This window comes from Fibrella aquatilis, from assembly GCF_017353255.1.
In the GTDB taxonomy this organism is placed as follows: Bacteria; Bacteroidota; Bacteroidia; order Cytophagales; family Spirosomataceae; genus Fibrella; species Fibrella aquatilis.
In genome coordinates this window covers 56398-80334 of sequence record NZ_JAFMYU010000006.1, presented here as the reverse complement: position 1 = coordinate 80334, position 23937 = coordinate 56398, and the positions used below count along the sequence as shown (strand labels likewise).

Annotated in this window: 22 protein-coding genes; 11 read left to right on the top strand and 11 right to left on the bottom strand. The window is 56.4% G+C overall.

From position 1 onward, the window contains the following. Positions 1–10: 10 nt before the first annotated feature. The 7 genes from J2I48_RS09610 to J2I48_RS09580 all read right to left on the bottom strand — a co-directional run bounded on the left by J2I48_RS09610 (position 11) and on the right by J2I48_RS09580 (position 11551). A complete protein-coding gene (locus J2I48_RS09610) occupies positions 11–1384 on the bottom strand; it encodes a Gfo/Idh/MocA family protein (RefSeq protein WP_207335216.1) in 1374 nt (457 codons plus the stop codon). Positions 1385–1406: 22 nt separating this feature from the next. Then, on the bottom strand, positions 1407–2201 hold the full coding sequence (locus J2I48_RS09605) for an SDR family NAD(P)-dependent oxidoreductase (RefSeq protein ID WP_207335215.1): 795 nt from the start codon (positions 2199–2201) through the stop codon (positions 1407–1409). Beyond that, a complete protein-coding gene (gene uxuA, locus J2I48_RS09600; RefSeq protein WP_207335414.1) occupies positions 2167–3396 on the bottom strand; it encodes a mannonate dehydratase in 1230 nt (409 codons plus the stop codon). Before uxuA ends, J2I48_RS09605 begins: the two co-directional genes overlap by 35 nt. 28 nt (positions 3397–3424) lie before the next feature. After that, positions 3425–5128 (bottom strand): FAD-dependent oxidoreductase, encoded by a 1704-nt coding sequence (locus J2I48_RS09595; RefSeq protein WP_207335214.1) that lies wholly within the window; start codon positions 5126–5128, stop codon positions 3425–3427. A gap of 141 nt (positions 5129–5269) precedes the next feature. Further along, positions 5270–6610, bottom strand: a complete 1341-nt coding sequence (locus tag J2I48_RS09590; RefSeq protein WP_207335213.1) for a Gfo/Idh/MocA family protein — start codon at positions 6608–6610, stop codon at positions 5270–5272. 150 nt (positions 6611–6760) lie between these two features. Beyond that, the gene (locus J2I48_RS09585) at positions 6761–8437 is read right to left on the bottom strand and encodes a RagB/SusD family nutrient uptake outer membrane protein (RefSeq protein WP_207335212.1); all 1677 of its coding nucleotides are present in this window, start codon (positions 8435–8437) and stop codon (positions 6761–6763) included. Positions 8438–8473: 36 nt separating this feature from the next. Continuing rightward, positions 8474–11551: a SusC/RagA family TonB-linked outer membrane protein gene (locus J2I48_RS09580; RefSeq protein ID WP_207335211.1), complete on the bottom strand. Its 3078-nt coding sequence runs from the start codon at positions 11549–11551 to the stop codon at positions 8474–8476. A 316-nt stretch (positions 11552–11867) separates the two neighbouring features. Between J2I48_RS09580 and J2I48_RS09575 the strand changes: the two genes are divergently transcribed. The 5 genes from J2I48_RS09575 (at position 11868) to J2I48_RS09555 (ending at position 17223) form a co-directional block, all read left to right on the top strand. Then, a complete protein-coding gene (locus tag J2I48_RS09575; RefSeq protein WP_207335210.1) occupies positions 11868–12482 on the top strand; it encodes an RNA polymerase sigma-70 factor in 615 nt (204 codons plus the stop codon). A 136-nt stretch (positions 12483–12618) separates the two neighbouring features. Next, positions 12619–14115, top strand: a complete 1497-nt coding sequence (gene uxaC, locus J2I48_RS09570; protein WP_207335209.1) for a glucuronate isomerase — start codon at positions 12619–12621, stop codon at positions 14113–14115. Then, positions 14009–15049 carry a sugar kinase gene (locus J2I48_RS09565; protein ID WP_229376029.1) on the top strand — a complete coding sequence of 347 codons (1041 nt, stop codon included), beginning with the start codon at positions 14009–14011 and terminating at the stop codon, positions 15047–15049. Before uxaC ends, J2I48_RS09565 begins: the two co-directional genes overlap by 107 nt. A gap of 99 nt (positions 15050–15148) precedes the next feature. Continuing rightward, a complete protein-coding gene (locus J2I48_RS09560) occupies positions 15149–15787 on the top strand; it encodes a beta/alpha barrel domain-containing protein (RefSeq protein WP_207335208.1) in 639 nt (212 codons plus the stop codon). 113 nt (positions 15788–15900) lie between these two features. Next, complete coding sequence (locus J2I48_RS09555) at positions 15901–17223, top strand: MFS transporter (RefSeq protein ID WP_207335207.1); 1323 nt, start codon at positions 15901–15903, stop codon at positions 17221–17223. Between the two features lie 202 nt (positions 17224–17425). Here the strand turns inward: J2I48_RS09555 and rhaM are convergent, their stop codons facing one another. The 3 genes from rhaM to J2I48_RS09540 all read right to left on the bottom strand — a co-directional run bounded on the left by rhaM (position 17426) and on the right by J2I48_RS09540 (position 21288). After that, positions 17426–17740, bottom strand: a complete 315-nt coding sequence (gene rhaM, locus J2I48_RS09550) for an L-rhamnose mutarotase (protein WP_207335206.1) — start codon at positions 17738–17740, stop codon at positions 17426–17428. A gap of 113 nt (positions 17741–17853) precedes the next feature. Further along, positions 17854–20736 carry a glycosyl hydrolase gene (locus J2I48_RS09545; RefSeq protein WP_207335205.1) on the bottom strand — a complete coding sequence of 961 codons (2883 nt, stop codon included), beginning with the start codon at positions 20734–20736 and terminating at the stop codon, positions 17854–17856. A gap of 75 nt (positions 20737–20811) precedes the next feature. Further along, positions 20812–21288, bottom strand: a complete 477-nt coding sequence (locus J2I48_RS09540) for a nuclear transport factor 2 family protein (protein WP_207335204.1) — start codon at positions 21286–21288, stop codon at positions 20812–20814. 74 nt (positions 21289–21362) lie between these two features. On the opposite strand from J2I48_RS09540, the gene J2I48_RS09535 reads away from it, so the two are divergent. From J2I48_RS09535 to J2I48_RS09515, 6 genes are all read left to right on the top strand, one after another. After that, entirely contained in the window at positions 21363–21707 is a 345-nt protein-coding gene (locus J2I48_RS09535) for a cupin domain-containing protein (RefSeq protein ID WP_207335203.1), read from the top strand. A 24-nt stretch (positions 21708–21731) separates the two neighbouring features. After that, positions 21732–22004: a hypothetical protein gene (locus tag J2I48_RS09530; RefSeq protein ID WP_207335202.1), complete on the top strand. Its 273-nt coding sequence runs from the start codon at positions 21732–21734 to the stop codon at positions 22002–22004. Positions 22005–22120: 116 nt separating this feature from the next. Beyond that, positions 22121–22246, top strand: coding sequence for a hypothetical protein (locus J2I48_RS28445; RefSeq protein WP_262899087.1), 126 nt, complete (start codon positions 22121–22123; stop codon positions 22244–22246). A gap of 6 nt (positions 22247–22252) precedes the next feature. Next, positions 22253–22525: a hypothetical protein gene (locus J2I48_RS09525; protein ID WP_207335201.1), complete on the top strand. Its 273-nt coding sequence runs from the start codon at positions 22253–22255 to the stop codon at positions 22523–22525. Positions 22526–22629: 104 nt separating this feature from the next. Further along, positions 22630–22782, top strand: coding sequence for a hypothetical protein (locus J2I48_RS09520; RefSeq protein WP_207335426.1), 153 nt, complete (start codon positions 22630–22632; stop codon positions 22780–22782). Positions 22783–22842: 60 nt separating this feature from the next. Then, positions 22843–23190: a HigA family addiction module antitoxin gene (locus tag J2I48_RS09515; RefSeq protein ID WP_207335200.1), complete on the top strand. Its 348-nt coding sequence runs from the start codon at positions 22843–22845 to the stop codon at positions 23188–23190. 140 nt (positions 23191–23330) lie between these two features. Here J2I48_RS09515 and J2I48_RS09510 read toward each other — a convergent pair whose 3' ends face one another. Next, a complete protein-coding gene (locus J2I48_RS09510) occupies positions 23331–23897 on the bottom strand; it encodes a hypothetical protein (protein ID WP_207335199.1) in 567 nt (188 codons plus the stop codon). Positions 23898–23937 lie beyond the last annotated feature (40 nt).

Genomic DNA, 23937 nt, shown 5'->3' with positions numbered 1-23937 from the left:
GGGAGGAAACTCATTTAATAGCATACAACGGCCGTTGCGGGCGCGAGAGCATGGCGGTGGCTTCGGGGTCGTTTTTGAACTGTTCGGTTTTGGGGTTCCAGTGCAGGTGGCGGGGCAATTTCATCGCCATGTGGTGCAGCAGGCAGGTACTGCACGAACGGTGCCCTACTTCGGCGGGGGCAATAGGCTGTTTGCGGCTCACAATACTCTCCAGCCAGTTGCCGTGGTGCTCCTTGCTGGGCGGTACGTGAAACTCGTTCGGCCCAATCACCGACGTCAGTAATTTCGGGTCCGACGCGTCCAGCTTCTTCGACGATTGTAACAGAATCGGGTCCGTAGACGTGACGGGGGCATCGCCGCGCGAGACGAACAGCCAGCCGTCGGTACCCTCGAACCGGATGCCGTTGGGGCGGTCATTGCTGATGACCATCTTCAGGCCGTTTTCATACAGTGCGTGGGTTTCAAACAGCCCGTGGACGTTCCAGAGGCCACTTTTTGGGAAATCGGCTTTACCCCAAATCTCTACCGGACCGGTGTGTTCGAGGTCCATAGCCCAGTGCGCAATGTCGACGTGGTGCGACCCCCAGCCCGTAATCATACCCGCGCCAAACTGTTCGCAGCGGAGCCAGCCGGGGCGGTCGTAGCCGGTTTGCGGATGCACCCGTTTTTCGGTGTAGTACACGTCGGGGGTGGTGCCGAGCCAGCGGTCGTAGTTCAGGGTTGCGGGCACCGGCATGGGCGGCTCTTCATTGCCCGACGGATCGCCGGGTAGGCCGATGTAGATGTTTTTGACTTTGCCAATCCGTCCGTTGCGCACCAGTTCAACGGCATACCGAAACTGCTCCCACGACCGTTGCTGACTGCCTACCTGCATAATCCGTCCCGATTTCTTGACGGCATCGGCCATGGCGCGGCCTTCCGAGATGGTGAGCGAGGCGGGCTTCTGCATGTATACGTCCTTACCCGCCCGTACGGCGTCGATCACCATCGGTGCGTGCCAGTGGTCGGGCGTGCTGATGAGCACGGCGTCGATGTCTTTGTTTTGAAGCAGTTCGCGGTGGTCGGTATAGACTTTTACGCCATCGTAGTCTTTGCCCGTCTTTTTGGCGTAGACCCCGTTAACGAGCGTTTTGGCATCGTTGGCGCGGTTTACATCAACGTCGCAGACGGCCATGATCAGGGCGTTTTCATATTGCCAGACGCCGGGCATGTCGTGCGTCCGCGAGATGCGCCCCGTGCCAATGGCACCCACGTTGATGCGGTTGCTGGGGGCGTTTTTGCCAAAAACAGAGGCGGGCACGATGGTCGGAAAACCGGCCACAACGGCCGTGGTGAGGGCACCGGTTGCTTTCACAAAACCGCGTCGGGTAAGGGGAGAAGGCATAAGGTAAGAGGTTTAGGCTTGCTTAAAAACCAATAGAATTACCGCCATCGACGGGTAAGGAGACACCAGTAATGTAGCGGGCGGCGTCGGAAGCGAGAAAAACTGCCGTCCAGCCCACGTCGTCGGGGTGACCAAAATCACCCATGGGCGTTCGTCGCAGGGCACGGTCGCGGCGGTCGGGGTCGCTGTTCATGGCGGCGGCGCTCATGGCCGTTTTGATGAACCCCGGTGCCAGCGCATTCACCCGGACGTTGTGCGGTGAAAACTCCGACGCCAGCACCCGCACCATGCCTTCCACCCCCGCCTTCGAGGCTGCATAAGCCACCACCCGGTCGATGCCGTAGTAGGCGGCCATCGACGAAATCATAATAATTGACCCCTGCTTTCGCGCCACCATTTGCCGGGCACACGCGCGGGTCAGCGCAAAAACGGCGCTGAGGTTCGTCTGGATAATGCGGTCGAAATCGGCGTCAGTAACATCTAAAGCTGGTTTTTTCAGGTTTATACCCGCGTTGTTCACCAGGCAGTCAATTGGCCCAAACTCACTGCCGATCTGATCAACCAGTTCGTCCAGCCCGTCCAGTTTCGACACGTCGTTGACAATGTAACGTGCCTTGCCCGTACCGTTTTGACCATCCATTTGACCCGCGTTCAGTTCCGCTACTGCTTCGCGCAGTGATTCTTCCCGCCGACCGGTGATGATGACTTCAGCACCAGACAGCACCATGCACCGGGCCGTAGCCAGCCCAAGACCGCTGCCCCCGCCAGTGATAAGGGCGCGTTTATTTTCGAGGGAAAAGATTAGGTTTGTGGCCATGAGGGTGGGGTAATGATCGCTTAATGCCCAGTTCTAACCCCCGCAATTCGGCCAGGCCACGGAGGCGACCAATGGCGGAGTAGCCGGGGTAGGATCGGGCAGAATTTTGTAGGTCGCTCAGCATCTGGTGGCCGTGGTCGGGGCGCATTGGTATAGATGGTTCACCTTCACCCGCTTCCAGACGACGGCGTTGTTCCAGCACGATTTCGCGGAGTACGGCATACATATCCACGTCGCCAGCCAGGTGGTCGGCTTCGTGGAAATTGCGCGGATTGTCTTCGCGTTTGGTAGACCGCAGGTGCAGAAAATGAATGCGATTTCCGAAACGGCGGATGATGGCGGGCAGGTCATTGTCAGCGCGCACACCCAGCGAACCGGTGCAAAACGTGAGGCCGTTGGCCGGGTGGTCGTAGGCAGCCATCAGTTGAGCAATGTCGGCTTCGGTGCTGAGCACGCGGGGCAGTCCCAGTAGGGGCATTGGCGGGTCGTCGGGGTGGATACAGAGGTTGATGCCTACTTCCTGCGCGACGGGAGCCACCGCCCGGATGAAGTAATACAGGTTTTCGCGAAGCCGGGCATCATCTACCTCGACGTACTCATTCAGGTAGTCCTGAAAGCCGCTCAGCGTAAAACTCTCTTCCGAACCGGGCAAGCCAAGCAGCACAGTATCAGTCAGATGGGTAATAGCTTCGGGCGAAAATTGGGCGAATTGCTGACGAGCTGCGTTGGCTACGTCGGCGTCGTAATCAGCTTCGGCACCGGGGCGTTTCAGGATGCAGAGGTCGAAAAGGGCAAAGTCTTCCCACACAAACCGCAGCGCCCGTGAGCCGTCGGGCATCTGATAGCTGAGGTCCGTTCGTGACCAGTCGAGCACGGGCATGAAGTTGTAGCAAACCGTTTTCACACCACAGGCCGCCAGATTTCGTAGCGACTGCTGGTAGTTTTGAATGTACCCGTCGCGTGAAGGCTTGCCTTTTTTTATGTCTTCGTGAACGGGCAAACTTTCCACCACCGACCAGTGCAGCGGCGTATGGGTTTGGTTGTCCTGTTCAATCAGGCCGATGCGTTCCTGAATGGCTTCCACGGGCCAGACAGTGCCCACGGCTAGTTGGTGAAGGGCGGTAACGATGCCGGTGCAGCCCGCCTGCCGGATGTCCATCAGCGACACCGGGTCATTGGGGCCAAACCAGCGCATGGTATGGAGAAGATTGGTAGTCAAGGTATTAGAGGTTTTTCTTTTTCAATTCAGTTACGGCAAAGTTGGCCGCGCGGGCGGTCAGCGCCATGTAGGTTAGCGACGGATTCTGGCAGGCCGTTGAGGCCATCGCCGAGCCGTCGGTGACAAACACATTCTTCACGGCATGGAGTTGGTTATGCGCGTTGAGCATCGATGTTTTGGGGTCGCGTCCCATGCGGGCGGTGCCCATTTCGTGCACCGAGAAGCCAGGTACGTTATGGTCTTCTGTTTGCTTCACGTTTTTCAGACCTATTGTTTCCAGCATCTCCACCGCCGACGCACCCATGTCTTTGCGCATGGCGATTTCATTCTCGCGGAATTTTGCGTCAATATTCAGGGTCGGCAAACCGTTCACATCCAGCACGTTGTGGTTCAGTGTTACCCGGTTGTCGGCATAAGGCAGGCACTCGCCGTAGGTGCTTAGCTGCATCCGCCAGGGGCCGGGATGGGTGGCGGCGACTTTCAGTTCGGCACCGAAGCCGGGTTGTTGAAGCACCTGCTGCCAACCCGCCCGTGATGCACCGCCGTAGGTCATAAAGCCCCGCACGTAGTCTGTCCGTTGGGTTTCGGGCGAGATATTGCGGAACCGCGGAATCATCACCTGCGCCGGTCGCCGACCGTAGTAATACGAATCCTCGAAACCCTCTACCGAAGCCGACGCGCCGATGTTCTTCTGGTGGTCCATCAGATACCGGCCCAGGGTGTCGCTGTCGTTGCCCAATCCGTTCGGAAACCGGTTCGAGACCGAGCGCATCAGCAGGCCAGTGGTGTTGAGGGTGCCGCCGTTGAGAAAGATGATTTGGGCAAAATAATCGGTTGTTTTGTTCGTGGCTACGTCCAGCACACGTACCCCGGTAGCGCGTTGCCTTTGAGCGTCATAGAGGACTTCCACCACCACTGATTCGGGTTTCAGGGTTAATCTGCCGGTGGCGCGGGCGTCGGGGATAGTGCTTGAGACGCTGCTGAAATAGCCACCAAACGGGCATCCCCGTTCGCACAGGCTTCGCGCCTGACACAGGCCCCGGCCCCGGTGCTGCACTGTGAGGTGCGCCACGCGGCTGATACTCATACGCCGACCCGGAAACTGCTTTTCGATTTTGCCCTTCACCATTTTTTCCACGCAGTTCATCGCGAATGGTGGCAAAAATTCGGAGTCGGGCAAGTGCGGAATGTGCTCGGCCTGTCCGCTGATACCCACGTATTTCTCGACGTAGCTATACCACGGAGCCAGATCAGCGTAGCGAATGGGCCAGTCGACGCCGTGCCCGTCGCGGGCGTTGGCCGTAAAATCGAGGTCACTCCAGCGGTAGGTTTGCCGCCCCCAGATCAGCGATTTACCGCCCACCTGATACCCGCGAATCCACCAGAACGGCGATTGTTGGGTGTAGGGGTGGTCAACATCTTTGACATAAAAGTGCTTCGTAGCGTCGCTGAAGGCGTAGTTCTGGCTCTGCACGGGGTATTCGGCCACACGGTCGCGGGTGTCGCGACCCCGGTACGGAACTTCCCAGGGGTTCCAGAGCGCAGTAGGGTAGTCGGTTACGTGTTCTACGTTTCGGCCCCGTTCCAGCACCAGCGTACGCAGGCCTTTCTGCGTCAGTTCTTTCGCCGCCCAGCCGCCCGTTATGCCCGACCCCACCACGATGGCATCGAACGTATTGGCCGCTGTCGCTTTACCAATCACATTCATATACGTTGATCTATTTATCGGGAAAACGCAGAAAATGAGACAATTAATTCAGTGCATTAGGGCTACATCAGACTGCCCCGTTTCCTCCCGTTGGACAAAGCGGAGAAACCGGGGCAGCTTGACACAGAAGCGAGTATTGACTTAGCTGACAACCATATCTTGCTTCACCGAATCCCAGGTTACGCGCTTACCCGTGTGCAGGGCCGTGGTGGCCATGATGTTGGCAACCGAGTGGTTGAAACCAACCCGCGCCGGGGCGTTTGGCTCCTGCCGACTACGCACGCACTCCATCCAGTTACGCACGTGGAGTGAGGTCATCGGGTCACCACCGGTGTTGGCACTCGTCGACATTTTCACGGCGTTGGCCAGCGACTGTTCGGCTAGCATATTTGCCTGCATACCCATCTCTTTGGCCGAGCCTGCCGACAGTCCGCCTTCCGGCGAAATCTTGTTGGTGTCAAGGTTGATCATGCCGCCGTTCGAGAAGTAATATTCTTTCACGCCACCGGCATCGTTGTGCATCCGCGACGAATACAACACCTGGAATCCTTTGGCTTTGTCATTGTCGGGGCCGTAGTCAAATACCGCCGTAAACGTGTCAGGGTTCACGCGGCCATCTTTCCAGACGTACACGCCGCCATTAGCCACCACGCTCCGTGGGTGATCTAACCCGCTGAACCAGTGTACGGTATCGATCTGGTGCGACATCCACTGCCCCGGAATGCCCGACGAATACGGGTAGAACAACCGGTATTCAAGGTACTTGCGCGGGTCCCAGGCCACGTTGGGACGGTTCATCAAAAAACGTTTCCAGTCGATGTCTTCCTGCCGGATTTCGCTCACGAGTTTGGGTCTGCGCCACCGGCCCGGTTGATTCACGTTCCACGTCATTTCCACCATCGAAATGTCGCCGAACTTGCCCGACTTGATGTATTCATTGGCGGCGTGGTAGTTGGGAGCCGACCGCCGTTGTGAACCCACCTGGACAATTTTTTTGGAATTGGTCACGGCCTTCAGCGCTTTGCGGGCATCCTCCAGCGACTCGGCGAAGGGCTTCTCCACATACACGTCCCGGCCCGATTCTACGGCGGCGGCGCAATGCAGCGCATGTTGGAAATCGGCGGTCGAGATCATCACCGCATCGACATCTTTACGGTCGAGCAGTTCGTCGTTATTGCGGCATTTCACAAATCCCGAACTGGCCAGGCCCTTCTCTTTTAAAAAGGCTTCGGCCTCGTTGCGGCGACGTTCCCAGAGGTCCGACACGGCCACAAACTCGAAGTTGAGTTCTTTGGCGTGGTTGGCAAACGACGGTGCCAGCGACTGCCGAAACCGGTCTGAAAAGCCAATGACCCCCACCCGAACGCGCTCATTAGCCCCGATGATGCGGGCGTAGCTACTGGCCGAAAACGTGACACCCGGCATGGATATGCCCAGCCCGGCCAGCGTTGTTTTTTTGATAAAATCTCTGCGGTTTTCCATAAAGTTATAAACGATGATTAGGGAGCTTCTACTGGAAAGAAGGGGTTTAAGGTTTAACGTTTAGAGTCTAACGTTGCTCTGTCAGACATGGGCGAAGCAACCGCAACGGCGGACCGTTTAGACTTTAAACGTTAAACCTTGAACTCCCTTTTAATACCCCGGATTTTGTGGGAAGCCAGGGCTGCCGTCGGCGGCTTTGGCACTACGGTCTATCTGCGTTTGTGGAATGGGGCGCAGGTTGTGAATGGCTTTAATGGTATTGGCGGCGTCGGGGTTGTATTTTTTCACCCGGTCTACCAGATTACCCCAACGTTTCAGATCGAACCAGCGGGTTTGTTCGCCGGCCAGTTCGCGGGCGCGTTCTTCCATCAGCAGGTCCATGTTCACGTCGGCGGCTTTTACTTCCATGGCAGCCTCTTTGCCCGGCCATGCCGCCCGCCGACGGATCAGGTTGATGTTGGTGGTAGCCTCGGCTGTTTTGTTCTGTTGAATCTGGGCTTCGGCCAGCATTAAGTGCGTGTCGGCCAGGCGGAAAGCCAGGTAATCGCGGCTACCGTTGGTGTAAGTCTTGTCGGGCCGCAGGGGGTCGAAAAACTTCTGGAGCGTGGGGAACAGGGCCGCGCTGTAGGCGCTGGGCACGAGCACCTGGTAGGGGCGCTTGGCCCGCTCGGCCAGGGTCATTTCGTAGCCGGGAATGAAGATGGTTGTGTCGCCGCTTTTGAACGTCACCTTTGCTTTCGAGGCATCAAAGGCTGTATTGTAGGTACCCGGCAGGTTTGAGAGCCAGGTGTCGCGGAACGACTTTTTGTAGCGCGAATCATTCACCCGCTCTTTAAACACGGTCTCGGTCAGGTAGGTGGTGGGGCGCAGCCGCTTGAACGGACGACCGTAGAAAATGTCCCGTTGCATACCCGCCTGCACGTCATACTGCATCCCGAAATACAGGTGTAGCGAGTTACCATCGGCGTTGGTGAGGGGGTCGGACGTATACTGCACGGCGAACACTACTTCGTCGTTGATCTCACCAGCCCCCTGCGCAAACACGCTGGCAAAGTCGGGCAGGAGTTTGAAGCCGTAGTTGTTGATTACGTTTTTGGCGTAGGTCTCTGCCTTGGCATAATCGTCGGCGGCTTTGGCGCTTGATGTGGCTTTGGTCAGGTATACCCGTGCCAGCAGGTGTTCCGAGGCGGCTTTGGTAGCCCGGCCGTAGTCTGTGGCTTTGGCTTTGTTCTCCAGGTCGGGCAGGGTGGCCTCCAGGTCGGCAATGATGGCCTTGTACATATCGACTTCCGATGCCCGCGTGGTGGTTTTGGTGGGGGCCAGCGTCTCGGTCAGGCGCAGGTCAACGCCACCAAACTCCTGCAACAGCAGGAAATAGTAGTGCGCTCGCAGAAACTTAGCCTCGGCTACGCGCTGCTTCTTCACGGCGTCGGTCAGGCCCGTCACGGCGGGTGCCCGGTCAATGATGGCGTTGCAGGTATTGATGCCCCGGTAGAGTTCATCCCAGACTTCCTGGATGATGCTCACCGTGCCAATCAGTTGCGAATCGTAGAAGTGAAAGCCTTTGAAGCTGCCGTCGGCCCCGGTGGTGTAGAGGTCGGTGCCGTATTCAGACATGGTCAGGCCGCGCTCAGTGCCGTAGAATGACCGCAATGAGGAGTAAGCCGCTTTCACGGCGTCGTTGAAACCCGCCGTGGTGTTGATGTAGTTGTTGCCGATATTCGACACCACCACTTCGTCCAGCACGTCCTTACACGACTGTCCCGTCAGCATAAAAGCTGCCAGTGCCAGCACTTTCAAGGGTTTGATAGAGAGACTATTTTTCATGATATAAAGGCAATAAAAGATCTGTTTGTCAGGTGGTTAGAAGCGCACGTTTAAGCCGAAGGTAGTCACCCGCGTGGCGGGCGTTACGTCGTTATTGACGTTACCATCTGACGACTCAGGATCGACACCGTTGTACTTGGTGCGGTAGGTCGAGAAGATAAACGGCTGCTGAATGCTGGTGAATAACCGCAGCGATTGCAGCCCCATTTTCTGGGCCAGGGCGGGGGCGAACGTGTAGCCGAAGTTGATGTTACGCACTTTCACAAACGAGCCGTCGAAGTAGATAATGGCCGTGTTGTAGACCGGGAATTCCTGGTTTACGTTGGGCCGTGGGAACTCGTTGGTGGGGTTGTTGGGCGTCCAGTAGTCTACCTTGATCTGCCCGTAGCGACCCGCCAGGGCGTTGCTGTTCTGGTGGAACCGGCTCACGATGGTCTGACCAATGCGGGCGAAGATAAAGAACGACAGGTCGAAGCCTTTGTAGTTGAACCGGTTGGTGATACCTCCCTGCCACGACGGAATGTCTGAGCCAATCAGCACCCGGTCGTCGGCGGTGATCTTACCGTCGCCGTTGGTGTCCTGCACTTTAATCTGCCCTACCGAACTGGCAAACGACTTGGCGGCGTCGGCTTCGCTGGTTTGCCAGATGCCCGCCTTCTTGTAATCGTAGTACGAGTTCAGCGGCTGACCAATAAACCAGCGGTTGCCCGGATCGTCGATAGCCCCGTTATAGAGCGACAGGATGGCTTCCGAGTTTTTGTAGAACGTGAAGTCCGTTGACCATTTGAAGCCGCTGTTGGTGTTGACGTTGACCGTCGAGAGGCTTAGTTCGATACCCCGGTTGCGGGTCTCGCCCACGTTACGCGTTACGGCGTTGAAGCCCGTTGAGGTGGGCAACTGATCCGATAGCAGCAGGTCGGTGGTATTGGTCTGGTACAATTCCAGCGAACCCGCTACCCGGCCCCGGAAAAGCGAGAAATCAACACCGAAGTTGCCGGTAGTAGAGGTTTCCCACTTCAGATCGGGGTTGCCAATGGTGTTGGGGCGATAGCCGTAGGCAGGGGTTGCGTTCCAGGCATAGGCCGTGCGGCTCAGCAGACCCTGCGTCTGGTAGGGCGATACCCCCTGGTTGCCGGTTTGTCCGTAGCTCACGCGCAGTTTCAACTGATCGAGCCAGGTGGTGCTTTTCAGGAAGTCTTCATTGCTGATGTTCCAGGCCAGGGCCAGGCCGGGGAAGTTACCGTACTTGGTGTTTTCACCAAACCGGCTCGACCCATCGCGACGGATGGTGGCCGTCAACAAGTACTTGTCTTTGTAGTCGTAGTTGACGCGGGCCATGTACGAGTTGATCGTCCACTGCGTCAGGCCGCTACCCACGCCCAGCACCAGGCTGGCGTTGCCCACGTTGTAGAACTGCTGGGTTTCGGCGGGGATACCCTGCACCGAAATACCGCTTGCCTCGAAGTTGTCGCGCTGAATGGACTGAAGCGCCGTAACGCCCAGGTTGTGTACCCCGTTGAACACCTTATTGTAGGTCAGGATGTTTTCAATGGTGTAGTTGAAACCAAATTGGCTGTTTGTCGAAGCCGTAGGGTTGCCGCCTTTGATCTCATTGGTTTGCGCACCCACAAAACGGCCGGCCCGGGCAATGGTGAAGTCGGGACCCACGTTGAGACGGTATTTGAGTCCATCGAGGATGTTGGCTTCTACATAAACGCTGTTGAAAATCCGGTACTTCTTGGTTTCGTCTACCTGCGCTCCCGGCACCAGTTCGGCCATGGGGTTGGTTAGCAGGGCATCATTGGTGGGCGAGAAAATAAGGTTGCCCTGATCGTCGTAGGGTTTGCCCAGCGGGTTTTGCGAAATCGTGAAACCGTAGGGGTTCCGGTTAGCTCCATTACGGATGCTGTTCATCGTATAGGATGACAGACCCACTCGGAACGTTTTGTTGATCTGGTGGTCAATATTGACCCGGAACGACGCCCGCGTGTAGTCCAGGCCCGGAATGATGCCCTTATCCTGGAAAAAGCCGCCTGAGATATAGAACTGCGTTTTATCATTGCCCCCCTGCACGCCCAGCGAGTGGTTTTGCTGGAAACCTGATCGCAACATCATGCTCTGGTAATCAGTGTTGCGACCAGCAGCGATGCCCTCTAACTCAACTGGTTCGAACAGTTTCGAGTCGGCAAAGGCATCGGCCACGCCCGTGGGTACGGGGGTACCGTCGGCACTTTTGTAGGTACCTACCGTGCGGCGCGATTCGCGTTTGTATTCGGCAAATTCGGCACCGGTAAACAGATGGATTTTGTCGAGTGCTTCGGTACTGCCCAGGTACGTGTCGTAGTTGACAGTGGTGCGGCCATTGACGGCCCCCCGTTTGGTCGAGATGATGACCACACCGTTGGCACCCCGTGCACCGTAGATGGCCGTTGAGGTGGCATCTTTCAGGATTTCCATGGAGGCCACGTCGTTGGGGTTGAAGTCTTCGTACCCCGCCGACAGCGGAATACCATCCACCACATACAGCGGGTCATTGCCTGCGTTGAACGACCGCCGCCCCCGGATCAGGATCTTGGGTACGGTGCCGGGCTTGCTACCCGACTGCGCCACGTCGACCCCCGCCACGCGGCCCTGTAGCGCCTGACCGAGGTTAGTGATGGGCATTTCGGTAATCTGCTTGGACGACACCGACGAGATGGCCCCCGTGAGCTGACTCTTCTTCTGGGTACCATACCCCACCACAACCACTTCGTTGAGGTTCTTCAAATCGGCCTCCAGGCGAATGTTGACCGACTCGCGGTTGCCAATCACGATTTCCTGTGCGTTGAACCCTACCGATGAAAACACCAGAATGGCTTTGTCGTCGGGAACGCTGATGCGGAAGTTGCCTTCGGCGTCGGTGGTGGTGCCACGGGTGGTGCCTTTCACGGCCACGTTTACACCCGGCAGCGTGTTGTTGTCTTCCGTTGACCGTACCGTACCCGTCACGGTGCGGTCCTGAACGAAATGGGTAGGCGAGTGCCCCAGGGCCTTATTGCCGGTGGGCAACAGCCCCAGTAGGCAGGCCGTCAGCAACCCGGCAGAGACGGTCCGAATGAGTAAGCGTTTCTTCATGGTAAAAGCAAGTGAGGTTAGTGCCTGAAGGACCCCGCGGTGAAAGACGATGGCAAAACAGCGCATAGGTCCCGTAATTAGTGCACAATCATAGACGACAAAACGCCCACCCACTACTTAGCCTGGTCAGAGAAATAAATAAATTTTTTCTGGAAAAAGTGATTTCGTTACTGGCATCGTTGCCGGGAACGATTGCGTAGAAAAATAGGCTGTTTTTGAGAAAAAATAGCGCCGATCTAAGGGGTTGGGGGCTATTTTAGTGTGCAGGCAGCAACAGTATAGGCTGTCTGAACCAACCTTCCCTACCGAACCTGTAATGGCAACACCGCAACTTTTTGCCGAAAAACTACCCGTACAACTGCCTAAACGAACGGGTGCCGCCGGGCTGGCCGATACCTTGTTTCGGCGGGTAACGGCTGCCAACGATTACCCGGCCTTCCGGCAGTTGTTCAGTTTGCACTACGCTCCCCTCTGTAGCTATGCCACGCGCTTTGTACGCTGCCCGCAAGTGGCCGAAGAACTAGTGGCCGACGTGTTTGTGAAGCTCTGGCGCAACCGGGCGCAGATTGAGATCTACGCGTCGTTTCAGCCCTACTGCTACCGGGCGGTGAAAAACCAGTCGCTGGATTACCTCAAAAGCCGAAGCTGTCACGAAAACAGTCACTGCGAACTGACCAGCGATCACCACGCACCCACCGCCCCAAGCGAATCGCCCGAGCAGCGGATTATCGACTATGAGTTCGATGTCCGTTTCAACCGGGCCGTGGCGCAGTTGCCCCGGCAGGGCCAGCTGATCTACCGCCTTAGCCGCGAACAGGGCCTGAAATACCGCGACATTGCCGGGCAACTGGGCATATCGGTACGCACCGTAGAAGCCCACATGAACCGGTCATTGCACGTGCTAAGAAATTCATTGATAGGGTATTATTAATAGCGAAGAGGTGAGAGGTAAGAGTCAGGAAACAAGAATGAGCATACCTCATGACTCTTGGCTATCACCTCTCGACTCTTGTTTCTTGACTCTTACCTCCCCGCCCTTCGCTCCCCGCTCTCTCCTCTCCGCTAGTATGTCTTCATTCATCCACGATAATTTCCTCCTCCAGTCTGACCCGGCGCGGCAATTGTACCACGGCTACGCGAAAGCTATGCCGATCATCGACTACCATTGCCACCTCCCGCCCGACCAGATTGCCGCCGATACGCAGTTTGACAACCTGACCCAGATTTGGCTCTACGGCGACCATTACAAGTGGCGGGCCATGCGAGCTAACGGCGTCGATGAACGCTATTGCACGGGTGGGGCTTCTGACCGGGAGAAGTTCCAAAAATGGGCCGAAACCGTGCCCTACACCGTCAGGAACCCACTTTATCACTGGACCCACCTGGAATTGCAACGCTATTTTGGCATCACCGAACTGCTCGATGGGCGATCTGCCGGGCGGATTTATGACCAGTGCAGCGAACAACTGAACACGCCCGACTATTCGGTGCGCAACCTGCTGCTGAACATGAACGTGCGCGTGGTCTGCACCACCGACGACCCCGCCGATTCGCTCGAACACCACCGCCAACTGGCCACTGAGGGCTTTGGCGTACGGATGCTGCCCACGTTCCGGGCCGACAAGGCTATGGCCGTTGATGAGGCTGCCCCCTACAACGCCTACCTCGACCGCCTCGAAGCCGCCGCCGACGTGGCCATCAACACCTACGACGACCTGCTGACGGCCCTGCGCAACCGCCACGATTTCTTCGCCGCCCACGGCTGTAAACTGTCGGACCACGGCCTGGAACAACTCTACGCCGATTCGTACACGGAGGCAGGCGTTCGGGCCGCTTTTGCCAAAATCAGGGCGGGACAGTCGCTCACGCAGGCCGAAATAACGGGCTTAAAATCGGCTCTGCTGGTGTTTTTGGCCGAAATGGACCACGAAAAGGGATGGACGCAACAGTTTCACCTCGGCGCGTTGCGTAATAACAACACCCGCCGCCTGCGCGACCTTGGCCCCGACACGGGCTGGGATTCTATCGGCGATTTTTCGCAGGCACAGGCGCTCTCGCGGTTTATGGGTGGGCTGGACGACCGCAACAAACTGACCAAGACCATCCTTTACAACCTCAACCCCGCCGACAACGAAGTGATGGCCACCATGGCGGGTAATTTCAACGATGGCACCGTGGCGGGCAAGGTTCAGTTTGGGTCGGGCTGGTGGTTTCTGGATCAGAAAAAAGGGATGGAAGCCCAACTCGACGCCCTCTCGAATATGGGTTTGTTGAGCCGGTTTGTGGGTATGCTCACCGACTCCCGCTCTTTCATGTCTTTCCCACGTCACGAATACTTCCGGCGAATCCTGTGCAACCTGCTGGGCAACGACGTGGTAAATGGTGAACTGCCCGCCACGATAGACTGGCTGGGTGAGGTAGTGCAAAACATCTGTTACAACAACGCAAACTCCTACTTTGGCTTCGATAACACCCATACCACTGCCGGGCAAACTGGTCACCTTCGGCGAAGTGATGATGCGGCTTTCGCCACCGTTGAATTACCGGTTCGTACAGGCGCGTGAGCTGGACATTACTTACGGCGGCGGCGAGGCCAACGTGTCGGTGTCGCTGGCCCGGCTGGGCTTGCCAGCCGAACACGTAACCGTTTTTCCCGACCATGAGCTGGGGCAGGCGGCGGCGCAACACCTTCGTCAGCAGGGCGTTAGCCTGGCGCATACCGTTTTCAGGGGGCACCGGTTGGGGCTTTATTTTCTGGAATCGGGGGCGTCGGTGCGGGCTAGCCACATTGTGTATGACCGCGCCGATTCGGCTTTTGCCAATCTTCAGGCCGACTGGTTCGACTGGGAAACCATCCTGACCGGCGTTGGCTGGCTGCACTGGACGGGCATTACCCCGGCCATTTCGGCGCAGGCAGCGGCGGCCACAGCGGCGGCTATTCAGGCTGCCCGGCGGCTGGGTATCACCGTCAGTGCCGACGTGAACTACCGGCGCAACCTTTGGCAATACGGGCAGCGAGCGCAGGACGTGATGCCCCCGCTCGTGGCTGGTTGCGATATAGTAGTTTGTGCCGAAAATGATGCTGAAGATCTGTTTGGCATCGCCACCGGACCGCACTCCAACGACTCGTTTGCCCAGATGGCGGCGCAGTTGCTGGACCGCTTTCCAGGTATTAAACAAGTCATTACCACCCGCCGCGACACGTTGAGCGCGTCGCACAATCAACTGCGCGGCCTGCTCTACGACCAGACGGGTATAACCACCGAAACGCCGACTTACGACATCGTACCCATCGTAGACCGAATTGGTGGTGGCGATGCGTTTATGGCCGGGTTTATCTACGGCACCCATACCTACGCCACCGCCGAAGAAGCCCTGCGCTGCGGGGTAGCGGCATCGGTCCTGAAACACTCCATCCACGGTGACGCCAACCTGGCTACCCGCTCCGAAATCGAAGCCGTCATGGCGGGTGATACGGCGGGGCGGCTGTTAAGGTGAAAAATAGATATTGGATGTTGGATGCTGGCTATTGGATGTGTCGGCAAGGTCAACATCCCGCATCCAATGTCTGGTATCCAACGTCCAACATCTATACCCATGCCCCCCCAAACCCTCCTCGACCTCTGCCAGCGGTTTCCCATTGTGCCCGTTTACTATAACGCCGACGTTGCGCAGGCCAAAGCCGTTGTGAAGGCTTGCTATGACGGTGGACTGCGGGTGTTTGAGTTTACTAACCGGGGCGAAGCCGCCAACAAGGTGTTTGGTGAACTGGTGCCGTTTGTGCGTGAACACTGCCCCGATATGGCCTTGGGTATTGGTACCATTCTCACCGCGCAGGCGGCCACTAACTTCCTCGACCTAGGGGCCGATTTTGTGGTGCAACCCATCACTACGGCGGCGGTGGCAGCGATATGTCAGGAGCGAAATGTGGCCTGGGTGCCTGCTGCGGCTACCTTAAACGAGATTCATCAGGCCACGCTGCTTGGGGCCGACCTTGTGAAAGTGTTTCCCGGCAACGTGCTTGGGCCGGGTTTTGTGAAGGCTATTCTTGGTCCTATGCCCCACCTGAAGCTGATGGTGACGGGCGGCGTGGAGCCTACCGCCCAAAGCCTGTCTGAATGGTTTGGGGCGGGCGTAACCTGCGTGGGCATCGGCTCGCAACTGTTTGGCGGAGGCGCTAATGCCGATGCCCTCCGCGACCGCGTGGCAGGCCTGATGAAGTATATCGATACATAGTGCTTTTAGGTTTGTTTGTGAGCCGTGTTTTGACCGTGCTGTCAGGTCGGAATGCCGCACCACCCCCGACCTGACAGCACGTCCGAAAACTAGAACTATTCCCAACGCCCTCTATGAACCTTCCACAAAACACTGCCGCGCCCGTGGGCCGTTACCGCTGGGTGGTGGTGGCACTACTGTTTTTTGCCACCACGATCAACTACATCGACCGGCAGGTGATTGGGCTGCTGAAACCAGTACTATCCGACCAGTTTAATTGGACAGAAACCGACTACAGTCACATCACCATGGTGTTTTCAGCCTCCTACGCCCTGGGTCTGCTGTTGTTCGGGCGCATCATCGACAAGATCGGCACTAAAACGGGCTACACTATTTCGCTCATCGTCTGGAGTATCGCCGCCATGCTACATGCCGTGGCCAGAAGTACGGTGGGTTTTGGGGTGATGCGGGCACTGCTGGGGTTGGGTGAGGCAGGCAATTTTCCGGCAGCCATCCGGGCCGTGACCGAGTGGTTTCCCAAAAAAGAGCGGGCATTGGCCACGGGCATTTTTAACTCAGGAGCCAACATCGGGGCAGTAGTGTCGCCGGTAGTAGTGCCTTGGATATTAGGCGTTTATGGCTGGGAGATGGCGTTTCTGCTTACGGGTGCCATTGGCTTTGTCTGGCTTATTTTCTGGCTCATCTTCTACGAAATTCCAGAGCGGCAGTCGCGGGTGACGCCCGCCGAAGTGCAGTACATCCACAGCGACAATGAAGCCGCCACCGACACCGGCGCGGCTATGGGCTGGCCACAGCTGTTTCGTATTCGGCGCACCTGGGCCTTCGTGGTAGGCAAGTTCATGACCGACCCTGTCTGGTGGTTTTTCCTCTTCTGGCTGCCGTCTTATTTCTCGTCGACGTTTAAGCTGGACCTCAAAAAGCCTAGCTGGCCGCTGGTGATCATCTATACGGCCACCACTATTGGGAGCATTGGCGGCGGGTATTTGTCGTCGTACCTGATTCGGCGGGGGTGGGTTGTATCCAGGGCGCGCAGCACGTCGATGCTCTTTTTTGCGCTGGCCGTGGTGCCTATCATAACGGCCCGCTTCGCCACCGACATCTGGCAGGCGGTGGCCCTCATCAGCCTGGCCGCCGCCGCGCATCAGGCCTGGAGCGCCACCATTTACACCACCGTGTCCGACACCTTCCCCAAGCGGGCTGTCAGTTCAGTGATTGGTATTGGCGGCATGGCGGGGTCTATTGGGGGCATTTTGTTCCAGTGGCTCATTGGGCCGCTGCTGGATTATTACAAGGAGGCTGGCAATCTAACGCTCGGTTACAACGTCCTGTTTATCTTCTGTGGGTCTGCTTACCTCATTGCCTGGGTCATCATGCAGTTCCTCAACCGCCCCACCAAAGCCACGCAACTTGCCGCACAGCAGGAGGTGATTTTGTAAAGGGTTGGTGGTTTGTAGTTGGTGGTTGGCTGACGCACGGCTGAACCGTCGGACCGCCCTCGACTGCGCTCGGGGTGACAACCACCTTGACTCAATTCGAGAAGATTGCTCTACTTGCCTGTCACCCCGAGCGCAGTCGAGGGCGGTCCGACGGTTCGGCCGTGCGTCAGCCAACTACAAACTACAAATCACCAACCACCAACTATTCCTGATGAAACACCCGCTCCAGCGGCACGGATACCGGTGAATTACCGGGGTTAACGTCCATTAAATCAGCCATATAGGCCCACCAGCGTTTCACGACGGGATGATCCGGCAGCGCATCGGCGGTATGACTATCGGTGCGCTTTTGGACGGCGAACAACGTACCTGTGGCGCGGTCCAGGTAGATAGAATAGTCGCGAATACCCGCCTCGGTGAGGGCGGCGGCCAGTTCGGGCCATATCTCGTCATGTCGGCGGCGATACTCCGCTTCGTTGCCCAGTTTCAGGCGCATGAGAAAGGCGATTTCCTGCATGAAAAAGCGCTGATTTACGATGTACGATTTACGAATTACGATTTTTGCTGTCGCCAAAGCAATGGTACGCTGGCGACAGCAAAAATCGTAATTCGTACATCGTAAGTCGTAAATCACTCCAACGGTGTCAGTGTCACCGGTCCGAGTAGCCCGCTGGGTTGGGGAGACCAATTTTTGGTGGTAAAGAGGCCGTTGGCGTCGCGGTTTTCCTTGAAGCGGGCGGGGAAGTTGATGTTGTAAAAGTTACGCCAGACTACACCCTGTTTGTCGAGGTTGATAATGCGGTTAGCCATGCTGTTCGAGACGGTGATAATCAGCGTGTTTTGCATTTGGAGGCTGTTTCTGGGCAAGAAAAGCTGGTAATCAGGGCCAATGAGCGTACCCATGTTTTGCCCATTCATCGTCACCCGCGCACTGGAGAATACTTTGCCCAGATCGAGTTGATAAGCTGCGGCTGAACCATCAGGTTTGGCAAAAGTGGTGGTGTAGGTTGCCGACCCCGAAAAGGCGTTCATAGATGAATCGCGGAGGTTGGTCCAGAGCCGGATTCCGGGCAGTTGAACAGGCGCGGGTAGGGTAGGACCACCCGATACGAAGTGCAATGTCCAGGGGCCGGCCAGGAGTTGCGCTGGCCCCGATGGCGTGGCATAAGGATACGCCGGACCAGCTACAGCGGTAGGCGATGTTTCCAGCAAAACGGCCTCCTGATGTCCCAGCGGCAGATAAACTGAAACCAGACCATTGGCGGCAGACCTGATTCGGGCCATGCCTGTTTGCCCGGTCATGGGGTTAAATAAGGCCACCGACTTCGCTGACGTAGCCAGCGTGACCCAGCCCGCACGGGTGGAATCGCTACGTTGATTGACAATGAAATAGATTGTTTTTGGGCCTACTTTCCGCCGCATACACGTCAGTCCTTCGTCGGCCATTAGTTCGCGGGACACACCGGCTTGGGTGAGCAAGCTGGTTACGTCGGCACCAACCAGGATACGGCCTTTGCCTGCTTTGGCTACGCAGACAGCGGCGTTTTCGTCGGGTGAAAGGGAGAGATTGGCCAGCAGGTTTCGGAACGCCGTTTGGCGGGTGGTAAGGGTGGCAAAGCCAGGTAGGTCGATAGGCAGCTTGTTCACAAAAATAACCGTTGCACCTTGCTGAGCCAGTTTTAACAACTGTTGCATCGTACCTAGCGGCATCAGCCGGGCGTCAGGAACAAGGATAGTCTGGTAGGCAGTGCCGCCCGTTTGCAGCTTACCCAGGCGGGTGCTTACACCGAGTAATTGCCGGTCAGAGATGAAGTCGAATGCATAGCCTCTGGCTAGTAACTCCTCAGCAATGTGCGCCACCGGCAGGTTTTTAAAGCCGTGCTCGATCCCGTCGAAGTGTTGCAGCAAATACGGCGGCGACCCGGCCCGGACGGTGGTTTGGCTGTAGGCATCATACATAGGCAGATACACCAGCACGTTGTTGTACGGTTTGCCCCGTTGCAACATGGCCTGGCAACGGGCTACGTAGCGGTTCAACTGCCCAAAATCGGTCCAGAAGGGATTATTGGGGTTAAAATGGACCGCGGCGTAGAACAGCCAGCCGGGCCAGGCGGCGGCCTGCGGCGAGTAGTTGGTGCCGTGATAAAACGTGTGGTTCACGCCCCCCAGCAGGTAGCGGTCCATCGTCTTTTTAATGCCGCTCAACGTTGATAAAAAATGCTCATCATCCCAGGTGGCCGACTCCGCTGAAATCAGCGGTTTGCCCGTGACGTTTCCCGCCGACGAAGCAAATTTGATGCGCAACAGTTCGGTACCTTCCGCTTCGGGAATGTCCGTAGCGGCATAGAGATCGAGGATGTTGGCCGGTGAGCCGTGCGCCTGATTACGAATACGTTGCCCCCGTTGGTGCGACCAGGTGGCCCAGGTTTGGGTATAGTTTTCGAGCAGCAGATCGCCAATGGTTTCGCGGTAATCGCACAGGATACGGGCGGTGGTCGCGGCGGTATCCTGCCCGACCAGGGCGTTGCCAAAGAGGGCGGGCAGGTAGGGTTTCAGGTCGTAGCCCCGTCGTTTTTTGAATTCCGCAAAGAAGGTCGGCGTCCAGTTGGCTTCGCCCTGCGCGTCGTCTACTTCATACGAATCATTGAAAAACGCCCGGATGCCGCCTACGTTGCGCCCCCGAAACGCCTCGTCGAATCGGGCCAGGTAATGCTGCGTGGCTGCGGGCGAAAAATGGTCGATCACGTCGCCCTCGCCGCCCGGTCCGGCGCGTTCTACCTGCTTGCCGTGCCATCCCTGAAACAGGGCGTAGAGCGTCCATTGACCGTTTTTAGGCAGTTTCGGAGCTGTCCAGTTTAGCTTGCCGTCGGCAGATACACGCTTTGTGAGGTCTACCTGCCCACCCGAACTAGCGTAGGCCATGAGCGTTTGCAGGGGTAGCGGTTTGGGAAATCGTACCTGATCAAAAGCATGGCGTTGCAGGTCGGGGTTTTGGGCAATCGGGTCGGTCAGCTTGTCGATAGAGATGGGTTCGCCCACGGCCCGTACCAGGGCTTTTTGGTCGTAAAAGACCCGTTCGGCCAGCGATTCACCCCCCGCCAGCGTGTAGGTTTTGTATGCCACGTACTTGCACGCATCTGTCGGCGTTACCCACGGTCCGCCAAACGGCCACCCCGACGCCTGCGCCAGATCGACACCCAGATTGAGGCGTTTGGCCACCGTCAGCGTGTGCGTCAGCCGGTCCATCCAGGTGGGAGAGAGGAAGTTGGTGAACTGGTCTTCGGCCCCTTTCACGCCATAAATCGGGGTGATTTCTACGCCGCCGAGGCCCGCCCTCTGGTAGTCGGTGAGCAGCCGCGTCAGGTCGGCGTTGTTAACGGCGCTACCCATCCACCACCAGCGGGTCCAGGGCTTGGCTTGCTGTGTAATGACGGGCCACGCGGGTTGCGCCATTGCGCCAAGCGGAAGCAAAAAAGCCAGTTGCAGGCTGCAACGGCGTATAAATCGGTTCATCGGTTTCGCTACAGGGGAGCAATCTGTACGCGTCGGTTTGGCTGGAAAACACAGTGTGGGACAACTGCAAATGGATTATTGTGGCAGTTTCGTAGCCTGACGAGCCAGCAGTACCCAGCTACCTTTCCGCTTCAGCCACACCTGCAACACCGACAGCTTTGTTGTGGCAGGCACGCCTTTGTTGACGATCTGTCCCAGCAGCACATGCCGCACCACAGCCGTGTTTTCGACCACCGTAACCGTCTGGTTACTGATGTCTATGCTGACAAAATCGGACGTACCGCTTACCAGCGCGTTCACAAAATCGGCCTGCGTTTCTATGTTGCCTGCTGAATGACCATAACTAAGTTCAGGGGCAGTAAGGGTCATAAGCACCTCCTTGGTAGGGTCGATCATGGCGAGGCGCAGTTGCTCGGCGGCTTTGGTAACGGCGATTTCGTCGGGGGTAAGGTGGGCCAACGTTTGGTAGGCATGCATCCGGGCCGGGCGAAGGGAAGTAAGGCAGCATGTGCTCAGCAGAAGGAGTAGGAGGAAGCTGGCCGGTGTCTTCATGGGATGAGGTATTGCGTGAAAAATCGTAGTTACTTGTAGACGAAACTAAGAACCCAGCCCGACTTACTTCCCTGATGACCCACCCTGCCTTTGAAAATCGCTTTGCCACTGCCGACAACCCTGCCTGGGAGATTGTGGGCGAGGGCGTAAAACGCAAGATCATGGCTTATGATGCCACCCTGATGATGGTGCTTGTGGCCTTCGACACCGGCGGCATTGGCGCGGCGCACCGCCACGAACATACGCAGGCGAGCTACGTAGAAAGCGGCCGCTTCGTCATCACCATCGACGGCACTGAACGCACCCTCGGCGCGGGTGATGCTTACTTCATTCCCGCCAACGTCTGGCACGGGGCCGTCTGCCTCGAAGCTGGTACGTTAGTGGACGTGTTCACGCCCATGCGAACTGACTTTGTGTAGCATAGATCGTGTTTTTGTCAAAGATTGGTCCCGATTCTGGCGGGCAACCCCGTCTTCCCCTCCACCCGCAAGATTTACGAGAAAGAATTGGCTCCCATCGGCCTCTTCGGACCTGCCAAGGCCCTTTTGCACCATGAAGACTACGTGGTCATGGCCACCGCCACCCTTGGCAAAAGCCGCGTTTTCGCCCCCGGCGACCCCTGGCTCTACAACGAATACGTCGACGGCCGCCGCATCCCCGCTCAGTACGAAAACGTTAAAGCGGGTGGGGAATTAGCGCGGTGGTTGTTAAGGTAGGATAAACTACAATTGACTTGTTACACAGCGTAACAAAAGCTATGTTTGCTTTGTTAAACCAGCACCGCCAACTTGTGGATGATGAACAACGCAAACGAATAATTGTCAACGTTCGGATGCAACTAGCCCACCTACGTCAGTACCTCCGCGATGCCAGTGAGCAGATGGATGAAGACGAGAAGAATGCTATACTAGACAAGCTGATTATGTTCACTAAACTATTAAGTGAGCTAGAACAATGAACGGATATGGAAACGATCACTAAAAAACAGACTTTTCAGGAGTTAATGGCTGATAGTGAAGCTATTATAGGAGAAGCAACGGCTTTCCTTCAGCAAAATGGCACGAAATTTCCCCTGACAGATTGGCTCACGCCCGCTGAATACGCTAAGCGCTTCGGTCTGAAATCGACCAATGTGGTCAGCAACTGGATTAAGCGGGGCGTAATTCCGACCGAAAACATTTTGCATGTACCAGAGCTAAATGACATTCGGCTTATCAAAGCGGTACCGTACCAGTAAGCGTTAGCACCAAAGTCAACCAACCACCCGTCACCCACTCACGGTTTTTTCGACCTTTGTGCTGTTGAGCACCGGCACGCAGCTCTGCGCTTGATGCATAGCACATGAGGCCCACCGCCACGCTGGGCAAAGGTCGCGTCTTCGCCCTCGGTGCCCCCTGGCTCTACAACGAATACGTCGATGGCCGCCGCATCCCCGCTCAGTACGAAAACGTTAAAGCAGGTGGTGAATTAGCCCGGTGGCTGTTGGGAAACTGATAGTTTAGTTATGGAGGTTGCCTTGTTTAGATAATACACGTCTGAAACCGATTATCACTGATGACACTCAGCAGTTTAGGCGAAGAAATTTTTCCGGCTCACCCCACGCATCCAGGCGAAATGCTAGCCGACGAATTAGAAGCGAGGAATATCACTCAGAAGCACTTGGCGGAGCTGCTTGGCATAAGTGCTACGTTCATTTCTGAATTAATCCGTGGCAAGAAAAGCGTATCGGTAGCGATGGCTTTAAAGCTTGAGCAAGCATTACAGATAGACGCCTCTTTCTGGCTCAACGCGCAGCGAAACTACAACCGCGATATGGTTTACCATAAAGCTAAGCGTGAGATGAAACGGCTGAACGTACCAGAGGCCAGGCAGAAAGAATTGCTCAAAGCTGTAGCCTCATAACTTTACATCGTGTACAACAGCCTACCGCGCCACATTCTCGCTTACTACTTAAGGTTGTTAGCAATACGCCCGTTGTGCCTATCCTATGGTTTGACCACCCAATGCCCGCAGCTACCCCCACGCAGAGCGAAAATTTCCCTTCACTTGCTGTAGCCTAATATCCAATGTGGCTCATAAGTTGAAATGTCTTCAACAGGGAGCCACTGCAAGAAAGCGGAAAAGTCTTTAAAGCGACCGACACCATTACTGTCTTCTATCCACAACTCTGGCTCTTCCATACTGTCAAACCACATTAGATAAATTCGTTCGTAACTGTCACGGTTGGCGGCAAAAACTGAAATGCGCTCTGGGCGAAACAAACGGATGGCATCGTTCTCCCAATTTTCAGCTATTGCCTTTAACCAACTCACATAGTCATTTTCAGGCTTGACCTTGTCCCAATCTCGGCAAATATTTTCCATGTCCTCTAAACTCAGCCAATTGCCAAGAGGCCCCCATGTCCAAGTTCCAAAACGTTTAAAGCGTTCATGGAGCATTGGTGAAATAGCCTGATAATAATTTGGCAACAAGGTTGGCACTTTGGTTAAATCAGAGTTTGCCGGGACAGGATGTCGTTGATATTCCTCCATCAATTCGGGGTAATCTTTCATTGATGCGTCCTGCATTAAAATGACCTTGTCAATCAATTCATTAATCTGTTCAATCATTATTAATGCTCAACTGTAGTTAAAAATCAAGACTTAGACA